The organism is Brevundimonas sp. Br13 (assembly GCF_055391505.1).
In genome coordinates this window covers 2,358,659-2,374,583 of the sequence record NZ_AP044008.1, presented here as the reverse complement: position 1 = coordinate 2,374,583, position 15,925 = coordinate 2,358,659, and the positions used below count along the sequence as shown (strand labels likewise).

The 15,925-nt window shown below is 65.2% G+C and carries 18 protein-coding genes; 15 read left to right on the top strand and 3 right to left on the bottom strand.

What is annotated here, in order from left to right:
- The first annotated feature begins 53 nt into the window (after positions 1 to 53).
- Positions 54 to 656, top strand: coding sequence for an NAD(P)H:quinone oxidoreductase (gene wrbA, locus ACZ5M6_RS11645; protein ID WP_054765900.1), 603 nt, complete (start codon positions 54 to 56; stop codon positions 654 to 656).
- A gap of 4 nt (positions 657 to 660) precedes the next feature.
- Positions 661 to 1,419, top strand: coding sequence for a 4,5-DOPA-extradiol-dioxygenase (gene ygiD, locus ACZ5M6_RS11640; protein ID WP_182713075.1), 759 nt, complete (start codon positions 661 to 663; stop codon positions 1,417 to 1,419).
- 6 nt (positions 1,420 to 1,425) lie between these two features.
- Here ygiD and ACZ5M6_RS11635 read toward each other — a convergent pair whose 3' ends face one another.
- Positions 1,426 to 2,979 (bottom strand): AMP-binding protein, encoded by a 1,554-nt coding sequence (locus tag ACZ5M6_RS11635; protein WP_182713074.1) that lies wholly within the window; start codon positions 2,977 to 2,979, stop codon positions 1,426 to 1,428.
- A 183-nt stretch (positions 2,980 to 3,162) separates the two neighbouring features.
- On the opposite strand from ACZ5M6_RS11635, the gene lipA reads away from it, so the two are divergent.
- From lipA to lpdA, 13 genes are all read left to right on the top strand, one after another.
- The gene (gene lipA, locus ACZ5M6_RS11630; RefSeq protein ID WP_464158709.1) at positions 3,163 to 4,125 is read left to right on the top strand and encodes a lipoyl synthase; all 963 of its coding nucleotides are present in this window, start codon (positions 3,163 to 3,165) and stop codon (positions 4,123 to 4,125) included.
- A 7-nt stretch (positions 4,126 to 4,132) separates the two neighbouring features.
- Complete coding sequence (locus ACZ5M6_RS11625; RefSeq protein ID WP_191557994.1) at positions 4,133 to 4,585, top strand: type II toxin-antitoxin system RatA family toxin; 453 nt, start codon at positions 4,133 to 4,135, stop codon at positions 4,583 to 4,585.
- Positions 4,582 to 5,697, top strand: coding sequence for an NAD(P)/FAD-dependent oxidoreductase (locus ACZ5M6_RS11620; RefSeq protein ID WP_464158708.1), 1,116 nt, complete (start codon positions 4,582 to 4,584; stop codon positions 5,695 to 5,697). Before ACZ5M6_RS11625 ends, ACZ5M6_RS11620 begins: the two co-directional genes overlap by 4 nt.
- Complete coding sequence (locus ACZ5M6_RS11615) at positions 5,694 to 6,245, top strand: sugar O-acetyltransferase (protein ID WP_409614298.1); 552 nt, start codon at positions 5,694 to 5,696, stop codon at positions 6,243 to 6,245. Before ACZ5M6_RS11620 ends, ACZ5M6_RS11615 begins: the two co-directional genes overlap by 4 nt.
- A 133-nt stretch (positions 6,246 to 6,378) precedes the next feature.
- The gene (gene rpmF, locus ACZ5M6_RS11610) at positions 6,379 to 6,561 is read left to right on the top strand and encodes a 50S ribosomal protein L32 (protein WP_054765894.1); all 183 of its coding nucleotides are present in this window, start codon (positions 6,379 to 6,381) and stop codon (positions 6,559 to 6,561) included.
- An 80-nt stretch (positions 6,562 to 6,641) separates the two neighbouring features.
- Positions 6,642 to 7,289: a hypothetical protein gene (locus ACZ5M6_RS11605; protein WP_336967165.1), complete on the top strand. Its 648-nt coding sequence runs from the start codon at positions 6,642 to 6,644 to the stop codon at positions 7,287 to 7,289.
- An 89-nt stretch (positions 7,290 to 7,378) separates the two neighbouring features.
- Complete coding sequence (gene eno, locus ACZ5M6_RS11600) at positions 7,379 to 8,656, top strand: phosphopyruvate hydratase (RefSeq protein ID WP_054765892.1); 1,278 nt, start codon at positions 7,379 to 7,381, stop codon at positions 8,654 to 8,656.
- Between the two features lie 139 nt (positions 8,657 to 8,795).
- Positions 8,796 to 9,095, top strand: coding sequence for an FtsB family cell division protein (locus tag ACZ5M6_RS11595; protein ID WP_054765891.1), 300 nt, complete (start codon positions 8,796 to 8,798; stop codon positions 9,093 to 9,095).
- Positions 9,096 to 9,228: 133 nt separating this feature from the next.
- Positions 9,229 to 10,257, top strand: a complete 1,029-nt coding sequence (gene pdhA, locus ACZ5M6_RS11590) for a pyruvate dehydrogenase (acetyl-transferring) E1 component subunit alpha (RefSeq protein ID WP_054765890.1) — start codon at positions 9,229 to 9,231, stop codon at positions 10,255 to 10,257.
- Between the two features lie 3 nt (positions 10,258 to 10,260).
- The gene (locus ACZ5M6_RS11585; RefSeq protein ID WP_228184245.1) at positions 10,261 to 11,640 is read left to right on the top strand and encodes a pyruvate dehydrogenase complex E1 component subunit beta; all 1,380 of its coding nucleotides are present in this window, start codon (positions 10,261 to 10,263) and stop codon (positions 11,638 to 11,640) included.
- A complete protein-coding gene (locus tag ACZ5M6_RS11580) occupies positions 11,637 to 12,950 on the top strand; it encodes a pyruvate dehydrogenase complex dihydrolipoamide acetyltransferase (RefSeq protein WP_464158707.1) in 1,314 nt (437 codons plus the stop codon). The genes ACZ5M6_RS11585 and ACZ5M6_RS11580 overlap by 4 nt, the downstream gene beginning before the upstream one ends.
- A 15-nt stretch (positions 12,951 to 12,965) precedes the next feature.
- Positions 12,966 to 13,445, top strand: a complete 480-nt coding sequence (locus tag ACZ5M6_RS11575; RefSeq protein WP_201462692.1) for a glutathione peroxidase — start codon at positions 12,966 to 12,968, stop codon at positions 13,443 to 13,445.
- A gap of 2 nt (positions 13,446 to 13,447) precedes the next feature.
- On the top strand, positions 13,448 to 14,854 hold the full coding sequence (gene lpdA / locus ACZ5M6_RS11570; protein WP_336967161.1) for a dihydrolipoyl dehydrogenase: 1,407 nt from the start codon (positions 13,448 to 13,450) through the stop codon (positions 14,852 to 14,854).
- A 2-nt stretch (positions 14,855 to 14,856) separates the two neighbouring features.
- Here the strand turns inward: lpdA and ACZ5M6_RS11565 are convergent, their stop codons facing one another.
- Both ACZ5M6_RS11565 and ACZ5M6_RS11560 read right to left on the bottom strand, forming a co-directional pair.
- A complete protein-coding gene (locus ACZ5M6_RS11565; protein WP_464158706.1) occupies positions 14,857 to 15,702 on the bottom strand; it encodes a hypothetical protein in 846 nt (281 codons plus the stop codon).
- Positions 15,703 to 15,717: 15 nt separating this feature from the next.
- On the bottom strand, positions 15,718 to 15,900 hold the full coding sequence (locus tag ACZ5M6_RS11560; protein ID WP_464158705.1) for a DUF3606 domain-containing protein: 183 nt from the start codon (positions 15,898 to 15,900) through the stop codon (positions 15,718 to 15,720).
- Between the last annotated feature and the right edge of the window lie 25 nt (positions 15,901 to 15,925).

The following is a 15,925-nucleotide window of genomic DNA, read 5'->3' as shown; positions in this document are numbered from 1 at the left end:
TAGCAACGGTCGTTGTTGCGAATGACGGCCGTGACATTCAACGGAGTCCTCCCTTGCCCAAGATTCTCGTCCTCTACCACTCGACCTACGGCCATCTGGAAATCATGGCCGAAGCCGTCGCCGAAGGCGCGCGTCAGGTCGAAGGCGCCGTGGTCGACATCAAGCGCGTGCCGGAGACCGTGCCGGAAGAGCTGGCCAAGGCCTCCCACTACAAGCTGGATCAGAAGGCGCCGATCGCCAAGATCGACGACCTGAAGGACTATGACGCCATCATCATCGGCGCCGGCACCCGCTTCGGCTCGGCCGCCTCGCAGATGCGCGCCTTCCTGGACCAGGCCGGAGGCCTGTGGTTCACCGGCGCCCTGATCGGCAAGATCGGCGGCGCCTTCACCGCCACCGCGACCCAGCACGGCGGTCAGGAGACCACCTTCCAGGGTCTGCACAACTTCTTCATGCACCACGGCATGCCGGTGGTCGGTCTGCCGTATTCGTTCCAGGCCCAGATGACCCTGGACGCGGTGCACGGCGGCTCGCCCTATGGGGCGACGACGATCACGGGCGGCGACGGCTCGCGCATGCCCAGCGAGATCGAGCTGGACGGCGCCCGGTTTCAGGGCAAGCACATCGCCGAATTGGCCAAGAAGCTGCACGGCTGATCCGATGCGCCAGCCCGCGCTCTTCTTCGGTCACGGTTCGCCGATGAACGCCCTGGGCGGTCCCTACGGGGCCGCCTGGCGCGACCTGGGCGAGGCCGTGGGCAAGCCCGAGGGGATGGTGATGATCTCCGCCCACTGGGAGACGCGCGGGCTGGGCGTCACGGCGCAGGAGAAGCCCGAGACCATCCATGATTTCGGTGGTTTCCCGCGCGAACTTCACGAGATGCAGTATCCCGCGCCCGGCTCGCCAGCCCTGGCGGCCCGAGTCGCGGACCTGACCGGGGCGGTGCAGACGACGCAGTGGGGCCTGGATCACGGGACCTGGTCGGTGCTTTGCCATGTCTGGCCAGAGGCCGATGTGCCGGTGGTCCAGTTGTCGCTGAACCGCGAGCTGACGCCGCGCCAGCATTACGAGCTGGGCAGGACCCTGAGACCGCTGCGGGACGAGGGAATCGTGATCGCCGGCTCGGGCGACTTCGTCCACAATCTGCGGACCTGGAAGCGGGAGGCGGGGGCCGAGCCCTACGCCTGGGCGACCGGGTTCAATGAGGCGGTGAAGGCGGCGTTCGAGCGCGGCGACCATGAGGCCCTGATCGACTGGGTCGGTCTGGCCGAGGACGCCCAGCTGAGCGTGCCGACCGACGAGCACTTCCTGCCCGTGCTCTATGTGGCCGCCCAGCAGGCGGTCGGGGAGGCGGTGAGCTTCTTCAACGACCGGATCGACGGCGGTTCGATCTCGATGACGGGGGTGCGGATCGGGTGAGCCCGATCACGCCGCCTTGTCGCCCTCGACCATCTTCTGGATCGTCACATAGTCGGTCTTGCCGGTGCCCAGGACCGGGACCTCGGCGACCTTGACGATCTTCTTGGGGACGATCAGCTCGGGCGCGCCGTTGGCGCGGGCCCATTCCGCCAGGGGCGCGACCTCGGCCCCGGCGTGGTCGGTGACCAGGACCAGTTTTTCGCCCTTGCGGGTGTCTGGAATGGAGACCACGGCGTGACGCTGGTCCGGCCAGACCGCACCGGCTATGCCCTCTACCGCCGTCAGGGACACCATTTCGCCGCCGATCTTGGCGAAGCGTTTGGCGCGCCCCTTGATGGTGACATAGCCCTCGGCGTCGACATCGACGATGTCGCCGGTGTCCAGCCAGTCGTCGCCCACCGCATCCCAGGCCAGCGGCTCGGCGGCCGTGACATAGCCGCTCATGATGTTGGGTCCCTTCAGGAACAGCCGGCCGCCCTCGTCGATTCCCTCAACCGGCTCCAGCTTCCAGTCCATGCCGGGCAGGATCTGGCCGACGGTGCCGGGGGCGTTGCGCTCGGGATGGTTGACCGCCACCACAGGCGAGGCCTCGGTCGCGCCGTAGCCTTCCAGCAGTTCGACGCCGCCGAACTTGGTGTTGAATAGGTTGCGGGTCTCCTCGCGCACCTTTTCGGCGCCGGCGACGGCGAATTTGAGGGTGGCGAAGTCGCCGGGCTCGGCGACCCGGGCGTACTGGCTGAGGAAGGTATCGGTCGCGAAAAGAATGGACGCCTTCACCTGGGGCAGCAGGTCGGTGATCTGTTTGGCGTGAAGCGGCGAAGGGTACTGGAAGGCCTTCAGCCCCTGAAGCAGGGGCAGGACGACGCCGCCGGTCAGGCCGAAACAGTGGAAGGTCGGTAGGGGATTGAACATCACCCATTCCGGCAGAAGGTCGATATGGGCCGCGACCTGTCGGGCGTTGGCGACCAGGTTCTTCTGGCTCAGAACCACGCCCTTTGGCGTGCCGAAACTGCCGGAGGTGAACAGGACCACGCCCGGCGCGTCCGGATCGGTCTTGACCCGGAACCGCTTGGGTGCGGCGCCGGCCGCGAGGCCGTACAGCTTGTCCTGAAGCCCGATGGTCTTGCGTATGTCGTCCAGCCAGACGATCTCAGCCCCCGTCTCGAGCTCCGCGATCAGATCGTCCAGCTTGGCCTGGTCGATGAAGCGTCTGGCGGTCAGGACCTTCTTGACCCCGGCGGCCTTGATGGCGGCCTTCAGATTGGCCTCGCCGGCGGTGAAGTTCAGCATGACCGGCACGCGGCCGTGGGCGTGCAGGCCGAAGAAGGTGACGACCACGCCCATGGACGAGGGCAGCAGGATGGCGACCCGCTCGCCCAGCTCGGTCATCTTCGCGATCTTGCGGCCCAGAACGAAGGCGGCGCGGATCAAGCCCGTGTAGGTGAGGGGGTGGCGATCCTGGTCTTCGAGGATCTCCTTGTCCCCAAACCGGGCGCGCGCCTCGATCAGGGCGTCGATCAGCGAGGTCTCGTACAGCGAAGGGTCCAGATCCTGGCGCAAACGCGTCTCCTGCGGAGGGCGCGACAGGCCCTCTCTGTTGTCGGGCGTCCGTCAATAATGACGCAACGGCGTCTTGAAAAGATGCGTAACGTCGCGTGAGTTCCCGAGCGGACCAACGGGCGCGCCATCATCTGTAACCGCCTGTGGCTTGCCATTGGGCGCGGGAAGGCCGAAATACCGGCCATGGTGACCCTGATCGACACCCTTCAGCGTAAGCCGTCGGAGCTGCGCCACCCGGAAAAGCAGAACCGCCCGGAGACGGTCGTTCTGAAAAAGCCCGACTGGCTGCGGGTCAAGGCGCCTGGATCGGGTCAGTACAACGCCACCAAGGACATCGTCCGCTCCAAGGGGCTGCACACGGTCTGTGAAGAGGCGGCTTGCCCAAATATCGGAGAGTGCTGGAGCCAGAAGCACGCCACCCTGATGATCATGGGCGACACCTGCACGCGGGCCTGCGCCTTCTGCAACGTCAAGACGGGCCTGCCCCAGCCGCTGGACCCGGAGGAGCCGGGCAAGGTCGGGCTGGCGGTGTCGCAGATGGGGCTGAACCATGTGGTGATCACCTCGGTCGACCGCGACGATGTGGCGGACGGCGGGGCGGCCCACTTCGCCGAGGTGGTGCGCCAGATCCGCCTCCAGGCGCCGAACACCACTATCGAGATCCTGACGCCCGACTTCCTGCGCAAGGACGGGGCGGCGGCGGTGATGATCGACGCCAAGCCCGACGTCTTCAACCACAATCTCGAGACCGTTCCGCGCCTGTATCTGAAGATCCGGCCCGGCGCCCGCTACTTCCACTCGCTGCGCCTGCTCCAGATGGTCAAGGAGCGCGACCCCGAGCAGTTCACCAAGTCCGGCATCATGGTCGGCCTGGGCGAGACCAAGGAAGAGGTCATGCAGGTGATGGACGACATGCGCTCTGCCGGCGTCGACTTCATCACCATCGGCCAGTACCTGCAGCCGACGCGCAAACACGCCGCCATCGACCGGTTCGTGACCCCTGAAGAGTTCAAGGCCTATGAGGCGATCGCCCGGGCCAAGGGCTTCCTGATGGTGTCGTCGTCGCCGCTGACCCGTTCGTCGCACCACGCCGGCGACGACTTCGCCCGGCTGAAGGCCGCGCGCGAGGCGCAGCTGCGCCGCTAAATTCCGTATGGCCGTCCACCGCGTAACGCGCATTCTTCCCTATGCGCCCGAACAGCTTGCCGATCTGGTCGCCGATGTGCGGACCTATCCCGACTTCGTCCCCTGGGTCACCTCGATGCGGGTCTGGAACGCGCGGGCCGAAGGCGAGGGCGTGACCGTGCTGGACGCCGAGGCGGGGGTGGGTTTCTCCTTCCTGAAGGAGCGGTTCTCCACCTGGGTCCGGCATGATCGCAATGCGCCGAAGGTGGAGGTCGGCCTGTTGCGCGGGCCGTTCAAGCATCTGAAGAACCGGTGGGAGTTCTTCCCGCATCCCGAGGGGACGCGGCTGGAGTTCATGATCGACTTCGCCTTCAAGTCCCGCATGCTGGACCTGATGCTGTCGGCCAATTTCGACCGGGCGGTGGAAAAGCTGATCGGCTGTTTCGAGGCTGAGGCGATGCGGAGGTACGGCAGGCGATGACGTTCGATTTCGACGCCACAGTCGTGGGCGCCGGCGCCGTGGGCCTGGCCTGCGGACGAGCGTTGTCGAAACGGGGCCTGACGGTGCTGGTGCTGGAGAAGGAAGGCCATATCGGCCAGGGCGTCTCCTCGCGCAATTCCGAGGTGATCCACGGCGGCCTCTATTATCCGACCGGATCGCTGAAGGCGCGGTTCTGCGTCGAGGGGCGGCGGGCGCTCTATGATTTTCTGGCCAGCCACAAGATCGATCACTGGAAATGCGGCAAGCTGGTCGTGGCCACGGAGGCGGCGGAGGTCGGACGGATCGAGGCCATCTTCGAACAGGCGATGGCGAACGGGGTCGAGGGGCTGGAACACCTGACCGGCGCCCAGGCGCGGGCGCTGGAGCCCGAGCTGAAGGCCCACACGGCCATCCTGTCGCCCGAGAGCGGCCTGTTCGACAGCCACGGCTATATGCTGGCCCTGCAGGGCGAGATCGAGGACGCGGGCGGATCGGTGGTGGTCTCGGCCCCCTTCGAGGGCGCAGAGCCCCTGCCGGGCGGCGGCTTCACGATCCGCGTGGGCGGGGAGGGGGCGATGGCGGTCTCCAGTCGTCTGCTGGTGACGGCGCCCGGTCTGGCGGCCCAGGCCGTGGCGGCGGCGATCGAGGGCTATCCGGCAGAGGACATCCCCGCCGGTCATTTAGGCAAGGGGGTCTATTTCCGCCTGGTCGGCAAGGCGCCCTTCGACCGGCTGATCTATCCGCCGCCGATTCCCGGCGCCCTGGGCACCCACTATCGCAAGGACCTGGGCGGTCAGGCGGTGTTCGGCCCCGACCTGACCTATGTCGAGACCGAGGACTATTCGGTCGATCCGGCCAAGGCGAAGGAATTCGCCGCCTATATTCGTCGTTTCTGGCCGGGCCTGCCCGACGGCGCCCTGTCGCCCGACTATGCGGGGATCAGGCCCAAGCTGCATGGTCCGGGCGAACCGCAGCCGGACTTCCAGCTGCACGGGGCCGAGCGTCACGGGATCGAGGGGCTGACGGCCCTGTTCGGCATCGAAAGTCCGGGGCTGACCAGCTCCCTGGCGATCGGCGAGGCCGTCGCCGCCGCCCTGACGGGGATCGCATGACAGAACGCGAAAAGATGCTGGCCGGCCTGCCCTATGATCCGGGCGATCCGGACCTGCGCGACGGCCGCGCCCGCGCCGTGGCCCTGACCGTCGCCATCAACGCCGAACCGGATCGAGACCGGCGCCGCGCCCTGGTCAACCAACTGGTCCGGGCCTCGGACAGCGCGGCGATCATCATGCCGGGCTTCTACTGCGACTACGGGGTCAACATCCATTTCGGCTCGAACGCCTTCGTCAACGCCAACAGCGTGTTTCTGGACTGCGCGGAGATTCGAATCGGCGACAACTTCCAGGCCGGTCCCGGCGTGCAGTTGCTGACGCCGGAACATCCGCTGGACGCCGTCGAACGGCGGGGTAGGGAATCCGCCCGGCCGATCGTCATCGGCGACGATGTCTGGATCGGCGGCGGGGCGATCATCCTGGCCGGCGTCTCCATCGGCGATCGGGCGGTGATCGGCGCCGGCAGCGTCGTCACCCGAGACGTTCCGGCGGACGTCCTGGTGGTCGGCAATCCGGCCAAGATCGTCCGCCGCCTGACGCCCGCTTAAACGCCTTGAAATCGTCGCGCGGTTCATGCATAAGCCGCGCCTCGCGTGGCGGTCCGGTGGGCCGCCGCTATTGTTTTCGCGCCAGACAGGCTTCGGCTCTGGGCGGCGCCCGACTTAGAAGATTGAGACGGACATGGCCGTTCCGAAGCGCAAAGTATCCCCCTCGCGTCGCAACATGCGCCGCGCCCACGACGCCCTGACCTCGAACGTCTATGTCGAGGACAAGGACACCGGCGAGCTGAAGCGCCCGCACCATATCGACCTGAAGACCGGCACCTATCGCGGTCGTCAGGTTCTGACGCCGAAGGAAGACTAGTCGTTTCCTTCCGGCCCGGTCGCTGACCGGACGAAGAGATTTGCGGCGCGCGGTGATCCGCGCGCCGTTTTCGTGCGTTCATGGCGGCGAAGCTTGTTCTGGAGACCTTGCCGATGATCCGTTTCGCCGCCGTCAGCGCCGTGGCCTTGTTGACCCTCTCAGCCTGTGAACGTCGCGATGAACCGGCGCCCACGCCGGCGCCCGCCACGCCGGTTTCCCCGCCGCAGACCACGCCGGCGGCCGCAGACCCCAACGCCCTGACCAGCGACGGCCTGGGCCCGGCGCGAATCGGCATGACGCGGGCCGAACTGGTTCAGGTCTGGGGCGAGGATTCGCAGCCCAATGCTGTCGGCGGCCCCGATCCCGAGACCTGCGACGAGTTCCATCCCACGAAGGCGCCCGCGGATGTGAGGGTCATGATTCAGAACGGCGTCCTGACCCGGATCACCGCCGCCCGTGAGGCGACGGTCAAGACCGACCGCGGCTTCGGCGTCGGTGAAGACGGCATGGCGATCAAACAGGCCTATGGCGGCGCCGTCTTCGCCCAGCCGCACAAATATGAGCCGGCTCCTGCGGAGGATCTGTTCGTCTGGTCGCGCGGCGGCTCCACCGCCTATGTCGTCGATCCTGCGGCGCGCGGCCTTCGCTATGAGGTCGGCGCCGACGGCAAGGTGAAAGCGATCCATGCGGGCGATCCGTCGATACAGCTGGTCGAGGGCTGTTCCTGACGGCAAGGGGCGCGGCAGCCATTGGCGATTCGCAGGGAGACGGCTAAACCCCTCGGACCTGTTTTTCGCCTGAGCCAAAGAGCCGAGCCATGACCGACATCGCCGACATCGTCGCCCGCCAGATTCTCGACAGCCGGGGCAATCCGACGGTGGAAGTGGATGTGATCCTGGATGACGGCTCTTTCGGCCGCGCCGCCGTGCCCTCGGGCGCCTCGACCGGCGCCCACGAGGCCGTCGAACTGCGTGACGGCGACAAGGATATGTGGGGCGGCAAGGGCGTGCAGAAGGCGGTCGACGCCGTCAACGGCGAGATCTTCGACGCCCTGTCCGGCATGGACGCCGAGGACCAGCGTCGGATCGACGAAGCCATGATCGAGCTGGACGGCACGCCCAACAAGGGCCGTCTGGGCGCCAACGCCATCCTGGGCGTCTCCCTGGCCGCCGCCAAGGCCAGCGCCATTTCGGCCGGCCTGCCGCTGCACCGCTATATCGGCGGCGTCTCGGCCCGCGTCCTGCCGACGCCGATGATGAACATCATCAACGGCGGGGCCCATGCCGACAATCCGATCGACATCCAGGAGTTCATGATCCTGCCGACGGGCGCCGAGACCTTCACCGACGCCCTGCGCATGGGTACGGAGATCTTTCACGCCCTGAAGAAGCAGCTGAAGGACGCCGGCCACAATACCAACGTCGGGGACGAGGGCGGCTTCGCGCCGAACCTGGCCTCGGCCGAGGAGGCTCTGAGCTTCATCACCAAGGCGGGTCAGGCCGCCGGCTATCTGGCCGGTGAAGACTTCCACCTGGGTCTGGACGTCGCCTCGACCGAGTTCTTCAAGGACGGCAAGTACGTCATGGCCGGCGAGGGCAAGACCGTCGACGCCGAGGGCATGGCCGCCTATCTGGTCGATCTGTGCGAGCGGTTCCCGATCGTCTCGATCGAGGACGGCATGGCCGAGGACGATTTCGACGGCTGGCGCCTGCTGACCGAACGTCTGGGCGACCGGGTCCAGCTGGTCGGCGACGATCTGTTCGTGACCAATCCCGCGCGTCTGGCCGCCGGCATCGGCGAGGGTCTGGCCAACTCCATCCTGATCAAGGTCAACCAGATCGGCACCCTGTCCGAGACCCTGGACGCCGTCGATATGGCCCACCGCGCCGGCTATACTGCCGTGATGAGCCACCGATCGGGCGAGACCGAGGATTCGACCATCGCCGACCTAGCCGTGGCCACCAACTGCGGACAGATCAAGACCGGCTCGCTGGCCCGCTCCGATCGGGTGGCCAAATACAATCAACTGCTGCGCCTGGAGGAGATGCTGGGTGACCAGGCCGTCTATTTCGGCGACGGCATGCTGCTGCGCTAAACCTGTGAATTGTCGGCGAAGAATCAGCGTTCTTCGCCGACTTTCTTAAGGCTAAGCTACTTTTCGTTAGGCATTTTCGGGCACAGTTAACGAACTGTGTCTCTCGCGCTCAGAAGGAGCGTCTGTCTTGCCCGAACGGATGAAGCCGTACCGCCTGTCCATCGTCCTTTTGCTCCTGCTCGCCTATCTTGGGGTGCAGGCCCTGACGGGCGAGCGCGGCCTGCTGAGCGGATCGTCGCGGGACGCCCTGCTGGGGCAGCGCGAGGCGCAGCTCGCCCATCTGACGGAACAACGGCGCGATCTGGAAACCCGCGTGCGCTATCTGCGCAGCGACAGCCTGTCCAAGGATCTGCTGGAGGAGCGGGCCCGCGCGGTTCTAGGGTTTTCGGACCCGCGCGACTATGTGATTGCCGTTCAGGCGCAATCCGTTCAGGGGTGAAAATCCTCCCCACTTGAACTATTGTTACAGCTTGGCCCGCCCCCCTTTGCGTTTCGGGAACGAAGGCTGCTAAAGCCCCCTTCCGTAACGATAAGAAGGCGTCGCTCCCCGGCGCCTAGCCGGGAGATGCCGGATGGCGAAAGCCCCAGCCAAAGCCGCTCAGACCACTGCGCCTGACAAACTACCGAACACGCCTTCGGCCTCCAAGGAGGACCTCCTCCGCTATTACCGTGAGATGGTGCTCATCCGCCGCTTCGAGGAGCGGGCGGGCCAGCTTTACGGCATGGGTCTTATCGGGGGGTTCTGCCACCTGTACATCGGCCAGGAAGCCGTGGCCGTGGGCGTTCAGGAGAGCGTCAAACAGGGCCATGACAAGATCATCACCGGCTACCGCGACCACGGCCATATGCTGGCCGCCGGCATGGATCCGAAGGAAGTCATGGCCGAACTGACCGGCCGCATCGGCGGCTCGTCCAAGGGCAAGGGCGGCTCGATGCACATGTTCGACGTGCCGACCGGCTTCTACGGCGGCCACGGCATCGTCGGCGCCCAGGTGGCGCTGGGCACGGGTCTGGCCTTCGCCGGCAAGTACCGCGGCGACGATTCGGTGGCCTTCGTCTATTTCGGCGACGGCGCCTCGAACCAGGGTCAGGTGTACGAGAGCTTCAACATGGCCCAGCTGTGGAAGCTGCCGGCCATCTACATCATCGAGAACAATCAGTACGCCATGGGCACGAGCATCGAACGCTCGTCCTCCACGACCCAGCTCAGCCAGCGCGGCGCCAGCTTCGGCATTCCCGGCGAACAGGTCGACGGCATGGATGTTCTGGCCGTCCGCGACGCGGTCAAGAAGGCGGTCGAGCGCGCCCGCGCCGGCGAAGGTCCCTACATCCTTGAGGTCAAGACCTACCGCTATCGCGGCCACTCCATGTCCGATCCGGCCAAGTACCGGACCAAGGAGGAGGTGGACGAGGTCAAGAAGACCCGCGACCCGATCGATCACGTCAAGACCCTGCTGGCCGCCGCCAATGCGACGGAAGACGAGCTGAAGGCCATCGACAACGAGATCAAGGCCATCGTCGCCGAGGCCGTTCAATTCGCTCAAGAAAGCCCGGAACCCGATCCGTCCGAGCTCTATACCGACGTCTACGTGGAGGCCTGATCCGTGACCGACATCCTCATGCCGGCGCTGTCCCCCACGATGGAAGAGGGCACGCTGACCAAATGGCACATCAAGGCGGGCGACACCGTGTCGGCCGGCCAGGTGATCGCCGAGATCGAAACCGACAAGGCCACGATGGAAGTCGAGGCCGTGGATGAAGGCGAAGTGCTGGAGATCCTGGTCGCCGAAGGCTCGGAGAATGTGAAGGTCAATACGCCGATCGCGCGTCTGGCCGGCGAAGATGGGGCGGCTGCGCCCGCGCCGAAGGCCGAGTCCGACAAGGCACAGGCCGATGCGCCGACGGCGACCGCCGAGGGCAAGACCGGCGATCCCGAAAAGGCCCCGACCCAGACCGCTAGCCCCAAGGTCGAACTGCGCGATCCGGAAATTCCGGCCGACGCCAAGCTGGTGAAGACCACCATCCGCGACGCCCTGCGCGACGCCATGGCCGAGGAGATGCGTCGCGACGACAAGGTCTTCCTGATCGGTGAGGAAGTCGCCCAGTATCAGGGCGCCTACAAGGTCAGCCGCGAGCTGCTGCAGGAGTTCGGCGACCAGCGCGTGGTCGACACCCCGATTACCGAGCACGGCTTCGCGGGCCTAGGCGTCGGCGCCGCCATGGCGGGCCTGAAGCCGATCGTCGAGTTCATGACCTTCAACTTCGCCATGCAGGCGATCGACCACATCATCAACTCGGCCGCCAAGACGCTTTATATGTCGGGCGGTCAGATCAAGGCGCCGATCGTCTTCCGCGGCCCGAACGGCGCGGCCAGCCGCGTGGCGGCCCAGCACAGCCAGGACTATTCGGCCTGGTATGCCCAGGTGCCGGGCCTCAAGGTCATCGCCCCCTATGATGCGGCCGACGCCAAGGGCCTGCTGAAGGCGGCCATCCGCGACCCGAACCCGATCGTCTTCCTCGAACACGAGATGATGTACGGGCTGGAGTTCGACGTGCCGGAGGTCGAGGACTATGTCCTGCCGATCGGCAAGGCCAAGGTACGCCGCGAAGGCCGCGACGTCACCATCACCTGCCACAGCCGCATGGTCGGCTTCGCCCTGCAGGCCGCCGAGAAGCTGGCCGAGGAAGGCATCGAGTGCGAGGTGGTCGATCTGCGCACCCTGCGTCCGCTGGACACCGACACCATTGTCCAGAGCGTCAAGAAGACCAGCCGCCTGGTCTCGGCCGAAGAGGGCTGGGGTCCGATGGGCGTGGGCGCCGAGGTGGTGGCCCGCGTCATCCAACACGCCTTCGACTATCTGGACGCCCCGCCGTTGCGGGTGCACCAGGAGGACGTGCCTCTGCCCTACGCCGCCAATCTGGAAGCCCTGTCGCTGCCGGGCGTGGACAAGATCATCGCAGCCGTGAAGCAGGTGATGGCATGACCGATATCCTGATGCCGGCCCTGTCTCCGACCATGGAAGAGGGCGTCCTGGCCAAGTGGCATGTGAAGGTCGGCGACGTCGTCTCCGCCGGGGACGTGATCGCCGAGATCGAAACCGACAAGGCCACGATGGAAGTCGAGGCCGTGGACGAGGGCGAGATCACCGACATCCTGGTCGCTGAAGGCACGGAAGGGGTGAAGGTCAATACGCCCATCGCCCGACTGAAGGATGAGGGCGGCGCGGCGTCCCCAAAGGCCGACAAGCCCGCCGGCCCTTCGACGAGCGACAAGCCGGCTCAGGCCGGCCATGAAAGCGGACAGGCCGTGGCCACGCCCGAAGGCGTGAAGTCCGCCGAGGCCGTTCTGCCGCCTAAGAGCGCGCCGGCGCCGAAGTCCGAAAGCGGCCAGCGCATCTTCGCCTCACCCCTGGCGCGCCGGATCGCGGCTCAGAACGGCGTCGATCTGAAGTCGGTCAAGGGCACCGGTCCGCATGGGCGCATCGTGCACCGCGATGTGGAAGCCGCCGGCAAGGGATCTGTCCAGCCCGCCGCTGCCGCTGCGACGCCCGCCGCCGCTGAGCCCCGCAAGGCCCTGTCCCTGGCCCAGATGGGTATCCCGGACGGCAGCTACGACCTGATCCCGCTGGACGGGATGAAGAAGGCCGTGGCGCGGCGGATGGTGGAGAGCGTGCAGAACGTGCCGCACTTCCCCTTGTTCATCGACTGCGAGATCGACCAGCTGATGGCCGTCCGCGCCAAGGTGAACAAGATGCTGGAGCCGCAGGGGATCAAGGTCTCGGTCAACGACTTCGTCATCAAGGCCGCCGCCCTTGCCCTGAAGATGGTGCCGGAGGCGAACGCCTCCTACACCCCCGAAGGCATCGCCATGCACCACAACGCCGACATCTCCATGGCGGTGGCGATCGACGGCGGCCTGATCACCCCGATCATCAGGAAGGCCGAGACCAAGGGTCTGGCGCAGATCGCGACCGAGTCCAAGGACCTGGCCAAGCGCGCCCGCGACCGCAAGCTGAAGCCGGAAGAGTTCCAGGGCGGCACCTTCTCGGTGTCCAACCTGGGCATGTTCGGCATCAAACAGTTCACCTCGATCGTCAACGAGCCCCAGGGCTGTATCATGAGCGTGGGCGCGGGCGAGCAGCGGGCCGTGGTCAAGAACGGCCAGGTGGTTCCGGCCACGGTCATGACCGTGACCCTGACCTGCGACCACCGCGTGGTGGACGGCGCGACCGGCGCCCGCTTCCTGCAGGCGTTCAAGCCGCTGATCGAAGATCCCGTCGCGATGCTGGCGTAGGGGGAGGAGATAGTCATGACCTCGGTCTATGACTTCTCCGCCCGCGCCATCGACGGCGCCGAGGTGTCGCTGGACCGTTTCCGCGGTCAGGCGCTGCTGATCGTCAATACCGCGTCTAAATGCGGCTTCACCGGCCAATACGAGGGTCTGGAGAAGCTGCATCGGGATTTCGCCGATGCGCCGTTCGAGGTGCTCGGCTTTCCCTGCAACCAGTTCGGAAATCAGGAGCCGGGCAGGGCGGCGGAGATCGCCGTCTTCTGCGCCACCAGTTTCGACGTGAGCTTCCCCCTGTTCGACAAGGTGGAAGTCAATGGGCCGAACCGGCATCCGCTCTATGCCTGGCTGACCAAGCAGAAACGGGGCTTCCTCGGCTCCCAATCCATCAAGTGGAACTTCACCAAGTTCCTGACCGACCGCGAGGGCAGGGTGGTCGCCCGCTACGCCCCGCAGACTGAACCTGAGGCCATCAAGGCCGACATCGAGAAGTTGATCTGATCATGGCTGCTGAATTCGATCTCGTCGTCATCGGCTCGGGCCCCGGCGGTTACGTCGCAGCCATCCGCGCCAGCCAGCTGGGCCTGAAGGTCGCCATCGTCGAGCGCGAGAACCTGGGCGGCATCTGCCTGAACTGGGGCTGTATCCCGACCAAGGCCCTGCTGAAGTCGGGCGAGAAGTTCGAGAGCCTGAGCCATCTGAAGGACTACGGCCTGTCGGCGTCCGGCGCGTCGTTCGACTTCGACGCCATCATCCAGCGCTCGCGCGGCGTCGCGGCGACGATGAACAAGGGCGTCGCCTTCCTGATGAAGAAGAACAAGATCGAGGTGATCGAGGGCTCGGCCAAGCTGGAAAAGGGCGCTGCGGCGCCCAAGGTCGTGATCGCCCTGAAGGCCGGCGGGGTGCGGACGGTTGAGGCCAAGTCGGTGATGCTGGCGGTCGGCGCGCGGGCGCGCGCCCTGCCGCAGATCGGGCTTGAGGCCGACGGCGACAAGATCTGGGCCTATCGCGACGCCCTGGCGCCGAAGAAGCTGCCCAAGACCTTCGTGGTCATTGGCTCGGGCGCCATCGGCATCGAGTTCGCCAGCTTCTATCGCGCCCTGGGCGCCGAGGTGACGGTCGTGGAGGCGGTCGAGCGCATCATGCCGGTCGAGGACGAAGAGGTCTCCAAGGCCGCGCAGAAGTCGTTCGAGAAGCGCGGGATCAAGTTCAAAGTCGGCGCCAAGGTGACCAAGGTCTCCAAGACCGGCGCGGGCGTGAAGGTCGACATCGAGGTCGGCGGCAAGGCCGAGGCCCTAGAGGCCGAGGTCTGCATCTCGGCCGTGGGCATCACCGCCAACACCGACGGCATCGGCCTGGAGGCCCTGGGCGTCGAACTGGACCGCGGCCATATCAAGACCGACAGCCACTGCCAGACCAACGTCAAGGGCCTTTTCGCCATCGGCGACTGCGCCGGGGCGCCCTGGTTGGCGCACAAGGCGTCGCATGAAGGCATCCACGCCGCCGAATATATCGCGGGCTACAAGACCCCCAATGTCGTCTCGCCCATCGCCGGCTGCACCTACGCCCAGCCGCAGGTCGCTTCGGTCGGCGTCACCGAACAGGCCGCCCGCGCCGAGAAGCGCGAGGTCAAGATCGGCCGCTTCCCGTTCCGCGTGAACGGCAAGGCCGTGGCCTCGGGCGAGCCGGACGGCTTCGTCAAGGTGATCTTTGACGCGGCAACCGGCGCCCTGATCGGCGCCCATATGATCGGCCACGAAGTGACCGAGATGATCCAGGGCTATGTCACCGCCATCACCATGGAGGCGACGGAAGAGGACATCCACGGCATCGTCTATCCGCACCCGACCATGTCGGAAGCCATGCACGAGGCGGCGCTGGACGCCTATGGGCGGGTGCTGCATATTTGATGCTAGAGGCCGGTCAAGCCTCTACCGCACCGGATATAGCCTCCTAGAGATCCAGAAACGAAGACGGCTTCCTCATACGTCTCGGAAAGCACGGAGTCGTTTGTCAAAAGACCATCAAAGAACGATGCAATAGCTCCGATCTTCATGTCCATGAGCTGATTGGCGATCCTTTTCTCGTTCTTGAGGTCGGTTCGGTTTGATTTGATCCAGCGTGCAAAATACAGGGCAACGAATAAGCAATAGCGAAAGAGGTATGTGTTAATTGCGAGCCGAGTGACTGTTGGAAATTGTCTGGTGTCGGCGTCGTTCCGAATGAGGAGTTGCCGAACGGCGAACGCCATGTCGATGAGCTTCTTTTGAAGTTCAATGGGGTAGGATTGTCGCTTCCGGAGATGGACGACATCGTTGTCGTCAAAGCGGGGCTCGGCTGCTCGGAACAGGTTGAATATTTTTCCTGCGCGTTCCGTAAACTCTTTCATGTACGCATCTGATTGCGACTCCATCATTGAGAAATGACGACCGATAACGTCATCGATGGGGGCCTCTACTATGGTTGAGCAATAATTCGGAAAATATGAAGTTTGGTTTTCGTCAATCAAGTAGCGTACTAAACGGCGCGTCGTGCCATCCATCCCGATTAGATCTACTTCATCTCGAAGAAAAATAATTTGCCGTGGAAAGCGACACGGAAGCCGTAAAACATCTCTAACGACATCGGAAGCACGGGTTTTGTGCAATTCTATCATCGTAGCCTCGGTTATAATGCCGAGGTTATGCTTGGATTCTTGAAGATATGCTGCCAGCTCCGCGCTACCCAGCATATTGGTGTCCACGACGTATCGCTTCATAGGCCCACCTGACGTTTACCGATTCTTCCCCAGCTCCGCCGCGATGTCCTTGGTCATGCGGCCGACCTTGCGGTGGGCGGCGGTGATCTGGTCCTTGGTCACGCCCCAGCGCTTCATCCAGTATTCGACCGACTGACGCTCGGTCAGGTCGATGCGGTCCTTGTCGATGAAGCCGCGCTTGTCCTTGAGGCCCGCCATGGTTGGCTCCTGTGGAGGTTCGGAC